Origin of the sequence: Okeania sp. SIO2F4, from assembly GCF_010672385.1 — a bacterium.
Lineage (GTDB): Bacteria > Cyanobacteriota > Cyanobacteriia > Cyanobacteriales > Microcoleaceae > Trichodesmium.
In genome coordinates, this window is record NZ_JAAHGT010000688.1 from 1 (window position 1) to 5264 (window position 5264).

Below are 5264 nucleotides of genomic sequence, written 5' to 3' on the forward strand. Positions count from 1 at the left end.
GAGAACACCTGCTTCCCCACCTTTATTACCTACTTGCTGAAATAGAGGTAAAGCTTGCTGGTAGTAATTGAGAGCTTTCTGCTTTTCTCCTAATTCACTATAGATACCACCAATATTATTGAGAGTGCTTGCTTCCCAAATCAGGTTACCCGTTTTCCTATATAGTAATAGTGCTTCTTCCCATTTAGTTATAGCTTGCCTCCGAGATTCTATTGTGCCTTGCTTATTTAGCTCTAATCCCTGTTTCAATAATCTTGCTGCCTCAGCATTGGTAGGAGCCATAACTACGCCCTCGGCAGGGCGTAGTTGTTGTATTATAGCTGAAGCTTGCTGGTAGTAATTAAGCGCTTTCTGTTTTTCTCCTAAGCCATCGTAGACACGACCAATACCAATAAGTGTAGCTGCTTCTCCACCCAGGTTGCCCATTTTCGTATATAGTAATAGTGCCTCTTCCAATTTAGCTATAGCTTGTCTCCAAGATTCTGCTGTTCCTTGTTTTAATAGTTCTAATCCCTGTTGCAATAATCTTTCTGCCTCAGCACTCTTGTCTGTCTGAACAATAACTTCTGCCCCATTAACAATATTAGGCAACATTAATACAGGAAAACTGACATTAAATAACATCAGACTATTAACACTTAGAATAGACAACCATCTCTTAGGAGCAACCATAGATTTAACCCTTGCCTCACAACTAGAAATTTTCATCTATTATATTTCTAGTTTCCAGGAAGATATGCAGTTTCAGTTATCAGTCATTAGTTAGTTGATTACGTCCGCAGCGAGGGGGGCGGGAAAACCAATTATTTTCCCTTGTTCAACATTAAACCCCCCGTGGCAATCTCTCAAATTATGAGATGGCTTCGGCTAACTTGATGCTTTCTGTTGAAGATTAACTTGTTTAACTACCGCCGAGGTGCGGACAATATTAGAGTTTTGATTACGTCCGCAGCGAGGGGGACGCCAAAAGCAATTATTTGACTTTGTTCAACCTTAAACCCCCCGTGGCAATCTTTCTAGTTATTATGAGATTGCTTCGGCTAAGTTTATGCTTTCTGTTGAAGATTAACTTGTTTGACCACCGCCGAGGTGCGGACAACATTTTACGTCATTGCAAGGGGGACGGCAAAAGCAATTATTTTTGTCTGCTCAACGTTAAACCCCCCGAAGCAATCTTTCTAGTTATTATGAGATTGCTTCGGCTAAGTTTATGCTTTCTGTTGAAGATTAACTTGTTTGACTACCACCTCGCTGCGGACAACATTTTATGTCCATTACTATGCAGGAATTTTCTACCAAATATTTCTAAACTGCTACACGAGGCAACCTATTCTTAAAACCACAAAGAATTTCCCAGGAAATAGTTCCTAAAGTATTTGCCCAGTCTTCAGCAGAAATTTGATTTTTACCAACTTCTCCCAATAAAGTTACCACTTCACCTGTTTCTAGATCGGGAATAGCACTCACATCCAACATCAACTGATCCATTGTAATAGCTCCCACTTGTGGAATTAGTCGATCGCGCACAATGACTTTCATCTTATTAGAAAGGTTACGAGGTACACCGTCAGCATAACCAATACCCACCACTGCTAAACGCATCTGCTTTGGAGCAATAAACTGATAACCATAACTAACACCAGTACCTGCTTCAATAGTTTTGACTTGTGTTACTCTAGCTTTTACTTGCATTGCTGGTTTTAAGTCAATTTTCTCCTGTAGATGAGGTGCTGGATACAGACCATAAATAGCTAAACCTACCCTCACCATATCGTAGTGCAAAGCAGAGTCAGTTAAAGTTGCTGCCGAGTTAGCTAAATGAAGTCGTACATCACCAGAAAAACCCTTTCCTCTAATACCACACAAACCTATTGCTTCCTCAAACCTTTCATGCTGTTGTCTCATCACTGTCTGGTCTAAGTTATCTGCTGTAGCGAAATGAGAATAAATACTAGCAATTTTTAAATTTGGTAACCCCTGCACAAATTGTACAAATTCTACTGCTTGTTGCCAAGGTGTTCCCAAACGAGACATTCCTGTATCCAACTTGAGATGTATTGGCATTGCTTGAGTGTAATAGGAAAGAGTTTCTGAGAAAACTAAAGCTTGTTGAGGCGTACAAATAGTTGGTTGTAGTTGCCAGTGAGCGATCGCTTGAATTTGTTCTGGTCTATCTGTTGCTCCTAAAATTAAAATTGGTGCTTCAATTCCAGCTAACCTTAATTCTATTCCTTCTGGAACTGTTGCCACTGCCAACCAATCTGCACCAGCTTCTAAAATAGTCTGAGATACCTTACACGCTCCATGTCCATAAGCATCCGCTTTTACTACTCCCATTAATTGAGTTTTAGCTGATAAAAGACTCTTAAGCTGTCGAACATTATAGGTCAATGCCGAATCGTTAATTTCTACCCATGCTCTTTGACAAATACCTCCATAAACATCACTTTCTATTGCTCCCTGATTTAAACTTTCTGTTGCCAGAGTTTTAAAAGAGGTATTTTCCCAGCTCAACATTTTCACTCACTCCTCAATAAGTTAAATTTTTTATTTATTAAATAATCTACTGCCCAAATTTACAAAATCAGGTTGTATATAGGAAATCAAAAAGATTATTTTTAAAAAAATAAAAAAAGATATTTTTTCACCTAATAAATTTGGTGAAAAACTGCTTAAATCTAAACTTTTGTCCCTAAAAATGTCAATTGTGCTAATATCTGAGAAAATATTCTCTTTTCAGAAATATCAATGGCCAATGTTTTAGTGTTGAACGCTTCTTACGAACCGCTCAATATCACGAGTTGGCGACGAGCGATCGTCTTGTTGCTCAAAGGTAAAGCGGAGCAGATTGAACACAACGGGGTATATATCCTCCCTGATATTCCCCTACCTACAGTCATCCGACTGCGGTACTATGTCCGAGTTCCTTACAAAGACATTCCTTTGACGCGCCGAAATATTATGCACCGAGATGGTCATTCTTGTCAATACTGTGATTATAAGGGTGATAATTTGACCTTAGATCATGTAGTACCGCGATCGCGTGGTGGTGGTGATACTTGGGAAAACCTTGTGACTGCTTGTGTTCGGTGCAATGTACGAAAAGGAAGTCGTACCCCAAGAGAGGCTAATATGACTTTGCGTTATCCGCCTCGAAAACCCCATAGTGGCCTTTACTTTGAATTGACTAAACACGTTAAAAGTGGTAACAACAAAGAATGGCAAAAATATGTGATTGGTCTGTGAAAACCCTGCCCATCTGAGTGCAGGGTTTTTTTGTATCGAAAATACCTATCTTTCAACAATTAATAATTAATAATTAATAATTAATAATTACCTCTTCTTGAAAACGGATAGGATTGACTAATCATGAAAAATTTTTTCTTTTTTCCCCTTAAAGAGGCAGCAGAAACCCTAATCAGCGATGGTTAGGAATCCCTCGCTGTCACGCAAGTGCAGCATCGGGATGATGTCAATGTCAGGGTTTTCATTCAAATAACCCTATTTATTAACTCTTTGTACCTGCTTTGTACCTGTAAAGGTTGACTTTTCTACAGTAAAGTGATAATCAAACTAAAGATGGGTATAATAGTGATTTATGAGTACAAATGTTTATTTCATTCGTCACGGTATAGCCGCTGATGCAGAAAACTATGTCACAGATGCAGAACGTCCTTTGACAGAAGTAGGCGATCGCAAAACTCACAAAATTGCTCAAAAATTCAAACAACTAGGTCTTCATTTCAATCTAATTCTCACCAGTCCCTTAGTTAGAGCAAATCAAACAGCTAAAATTTTTCAAGCTAATAAATTAAGTTCCAAAGTAGAAGAATTTTCACCTCTAGCTCCTGGTGGAGATATTAATCTCTGGCTACAATGGCTAGAAACATGGCAACCTCAAGCAAATAGAGAATTAGCCTTGGTAGGCCATCAACCAGACTTAGCAAACTGGGCAGAAATTCTGATATGGGGAGAAGCTAGGCAAGTATTAATACTTAAAAAAGCTGGCGTGATAGGTGTTTCCTTAGGGTCAGTTGGTTCACCAGTAGGCAATAGTCAAATGTTTTGGTTGACACCGCCAAGATTTATACTGGATTAACCAAAATTATTAATATTTTATTGTTAAAACAACAACACAACTAAACTACTTGATAATGTAGCTTGAGTATATTCATATCTAAGTAAAGGGGATCGTCATGTCCGTCGTCTGCATAGAATTTAAGCCTGGTTTAGAAGGTGTTCCCGCTACCCAATCAAGTGTCAGCTACGTCGATGGACAAAAAGGCATATTGGAATACCGAGGCATTAATATTGAAGAATTGGCAAAAAAGAGTTCTTTTCTCGAAACAGCATATTTGTTGATTTGGGGCTATCTTCCTAGCAAAGAAGAATTGGAAATCTTTGAGCATGACATTCGCTATCATAGAAGAATCAAATATAGAATTCGGGACATGATGAAATGTTTCCCAGAAACTGGACATCCTATGGATGCTCTACAGACTTCAGCAGCAGCTCTGGGTTTATTTTATTCTCGTCGTGCTCTTGATAACCCAGAATATATTAGGACAGCAGTAGTCAGGCTACTGGCCAAAATCCCTACCATGGTAGCTGCCTTTGAGTTGATGCGTCATGGTAACGATCCTGTACAGCCAAGAGATGATTTGGACTATGCAGCCAACTTCTTATATATGCTAAATGAACGGGAACCCGATCCATTAGCAGCAAAAGTATTTGATGTTTGTCTGACTCTCCATGCTGAACATACTATTAATGCTTCTACATTCTCCGCAATGGTAACTTCTTCTACCTTGACGGATCCCTACGGAGTTATAGCTTCAGCAGTGGGAACTCTCGCAGGACCACTACATGGAGGAGCAAATGAAGATGTAATTAGTATGTTATCTGAAATTGGTTCGGTAGAAAATGTTAGACCATATCTAGAAAAATGTTTTGAGACTAAGGCAAAAATTATGGGTTTTGGTCACCGAGTCTATAAAGTGAAGGACCCAAGAGCAATTATCCTTCAGCAACTAGCAGTAGAATTATTTGACAAGTTTGGCTACGACAAATATTATGAAATCGCTTTGGAGATGGAAAAGGTTGTAGATGAAAAACTAGGCCATAAAGGTATTTACCCAAATGTGGACTTTTACTCTGGTCTTGTTTATCGAAAATTAGGAATATCTAGTGATTTATTTACACCAATATTTGCTATTGTCGTGTAGCTGGTTGGTTAGCTCACTGGAAAGAGCAATTGGCAGCTA

At 38.9% G+C, this 5264-nt stretch carries 4 protein-coding genes and 1 pseudogene; 3 read left to right on the forward strand and 2 right to left on the reverse strand.

Annotation, left to right across the window (positions count from 1 at the left end):
- Together F6K22_RS30515 and alr are read right to left on the reverse strand one after the other, a co-directional pair.
- Nucleotides 1-708, reverse strand: a 708-nt coding sequence (locus F6K22_RS30515) for a tetratricopeptide repeat protein (RefSeq protein WP_293106864.1), incomplete at its 3' end; no start/stop codon positions are given.
- A 597-nt stretch (nucleotides 709-1305) separates the two neighbouring features.
- A complete protein-coding gene (gene alr / locus F6K22_RS30520; protein WP_293106867.1) occupies nucleotides 1306-2517 on the reverse strand; it encodes an alanine racemase in 1212 nt (403 codons plus the stop codon).
- Nucleotides 2518-2748: 231 nt separating this feature from the next.
- Here alr and F6K22_RS30525 point away from each other — a divergent pair, with 231 nt between their 5' ends.
- The 3 genes and pseudogenes from F6K22_RS30525 to F6K22_RS30535 all read left to right on the forward strand — a co-directional run.
- Nucleotides 2749-3246 (forward strand): HNH endonuclease, encoded by a 498-nt coding sequence (locus F6K22_RS30525; RefSeq protein WP_293106870.1) that lies wholly within the window; start codon nucleotides 2749-2751, stop codon nucleotides 3244-3246.
- A 352-nt stretch (nucleotides 3247-3598) separates the two neighbouring features.
- Nucleotides 3599-4099 carry a phosphohistidine phosphatase SixA gene (sixA, locus tag F6K22_RS30530; protein ID WP_293106873.1) on the forward strand — a complete coding sequence of 167 codons (501 nt, stop codon included), beginning with the start codon at nucleotides 3599-3601 and terminating at the stop codon, nucleotides 4097-4099.
- A gap of 97 nt (nucleotides 4100-4196) precedes the next feature.
- Nucleotides 4197-5264: pseudogene (locus F6K22_RS30535) on the forward strand (citrate synthase); the annotation flags it as partial.